At 60.4% G+C, this 2269-nt stretch carries 2 protein-coding genes; both read right to left on the bottom strand.

The window, feature by feature from the left end; translation table 11 throughout:
* Window positions 1-362: Hpt domain-containing protein (locus NW856_RS08910; RefSeq protein ID WP_414399876.1), on the bottom strand; the 362-nt coding region annotated here is incomplete at its 3' end.
* Window positions 363-550: 188 nt separating this feature from the next.
* On the bottom strand, window positions 551-2269 hold a 1719-nt coding region (locus NW856_RS08905), incomplete at its 5' end, for a methyl-accepting chemotaxis protein (protein ID WP_414399875.1).

The raw sequence follows: 2269 nt of genomic DNA, 5'->3' as shown, positions 1-2269 counted from the left end.
GTGTTGCTGACTTCCTGGGTGAGGCCGCGGGGGCTCTGCAGCTCCTCCAACAACATCGAAAGCCCATCAAAGGCCCGCAGCAGCAGGGTTTCCAGGTGCTGATCGACGGGCACTCCGCCTGGGCGAGAGCGAAAGATATTAAAAAAATCTTCCATGCGGTGGGCCGTCCGTTGGATACTGGTGAGACCCAGCATGGCAGCTCCCCCCTTGATGGAGTGAGCAGCTCGGAACAGCTCGTTGATCAGCTCGGGATCGCTCATGCTGTCCCGCAGGCTGAGGAGCACTTGTTCAATCGTTGCCAAGTGGTCGCGGGCTTCTTCGATGAAATAACTGAGGATCCGCTTCTGTGCTTCTTCATTCATGGCAGGAGGCCCTTCCTACAGCCCACAAGTTTTCATTCAGTAATAACAGACCGGACAGGGTGAGGCTCGCCTGGGCGAAAAGTCCGGCCAACAGTTGCAACAGGGGGATCCCACTGCCATTGAAGAGCGGGGACTTCTCCTTCATGGGGATCCTTGCCCCTAGAATGCCCTCAAAACAGCAAATTTGCTCATTCATCCCCAACCCGGAACCGACCGACAGAAGTTTGCAGCTCACGGGCAATGCTCACCAACTGTTGTAGCGAAGTTGCCACCTTCTGCGCCTCTTTAGAAGTCTCGTTGGCGGTCAACTCCACCGATTGCATCACCTGCGCCACAGAGCGAGAGGTTTCCGTCTGTTGCACAGTGGCCTGAGAGATCGCCCGCACCAGCTCGTCGATCCGGCGACTGACCTCGATGATCTCGTCCAGGCTGTTCTTGGCCTGCTCGGCCCGCCGCGTCCCCTCGATCACCAGTTGGGTGCCCTCTTCCATGGCCGTCATCACGTTGCTGGTTTCCGATTGAATCTGCAACACAATCTGCTCGATCTCCTTCGAGGCTTTGGCGGCTCGGTCGGCCAGTTGTCGCACTTCGTCGGCCACAATGGCAAAACCCCGTCCCGATTCCCCGGCTCGGGCCGCCTCGATACTGGCGTTCAGGGCAAGCAGGTTGGTGCGAGAGGCAATTTGAGAGATCAAAGCCACGATTTTGGAAATTTCCTGCGAGGATTCCGCCAATCGCTTCACTTTGCGGGTGGTTTCTGCCACGGTTTCGCGGATCTCCAGGATGCCACGCACCGTGCGATCCACAGCTTCTCCGCCTCGAGAGGCTGCTTCTGTGGCCTGGGCGGTCACGTTGGCCGCTTCGCGGGCGTTGCTGGCCACCTGTTGAATGGAGTCCGTCATCTCCTGAATGGAGTTGAGGGAGTTGGAGATCTCCTCCGCCTGGCGCAAAGCATCGGCAGAGAGGCTGCGGGCAAAGTCCTCGTTCTGCAAGGCGGCATCGTTCACGGCGGCAGCAGCCCGCTTCACCTGGCTGACAATGTCTCGCAGACTGCGAATGGTCAGGTTAAAGGAGTCGGCCACAGCCCCTAGCACGTCGGCAGTCACCTCTGCCCGCACGGTCAGGTCTCCACGGGCAGCTCCTTCCACGTCGTCCAGCAGGCGAATCACCTGGCGCTGTAGGTCTTCCTTAGCTTGCCCTTGCTCGGCAGCCCGCTGGTTCAGTTCGGTGAAGTTGGCTTCGATGGCAGCCGCCATCTGGTTAAAGCTGTCGGCCAAGCGCCCCAGCTCATCGTGGGTGTTGACTGTGGCTCGTACTGAATAATTCCCCTGAGCCAAGGCGGCAAAATGACTGGCCAGCTCTTGGGCGGTGGAGCGAACTTGTTTGGCACTGCCGGCTCCAAGGATAACCCCTGCTCCTGTGCCGATCACCCCACCTCCGATCACCCCGGCAATCAAGCGAGCTCCCCCGTTGGCCGGGATCCCAAGGCCAATCGCCAGCCCGGCAGCCAAGCTCACCGCTCCTTGGATAAGCGCTATGGCCAATTGCCGATCCGCAATCGGTCGGTTGGCGATCCCGGCAGAGGTTCTTGCCCCTTGTTCGCCTGCACTGGGAATAGGGAGGGAGGCCGTGGGCAGCAGAACTTGGGCCGCTCCGCTGCCGGTCTCCGCCATTGGGCTCATCCCCCCAATCGCCCCCTCGTTTGGGTGGAAGGCCCCCACCGGCTCGCCGCCATCCATGCCGGCAAGTTCGCGATCCAGGCTGTCTAGCTCGTCAAGCTCGAAGAGGGCAGAGCCAGGACTGGCAGTATCTTCATCGGGGGCAGGGATCGGCTCACTCATGGGGGCAGCCAATTCGGTCGGCAGGCCTTCTTCCAGGGATCCCCCTTCCTCTTCCTCAAGACCGGG

Source organism: Synechococcus sp. R3-13, assembly GCF_047462195.1.
GTDB lineage: Bacteria > Cyanobacteriota > Cyanobacteriia > Thermostichales > Thermostichaceae > Thermostichus.
This window is presented reverse-complemented; position numbering and strand designations above follow the sequence as displayed.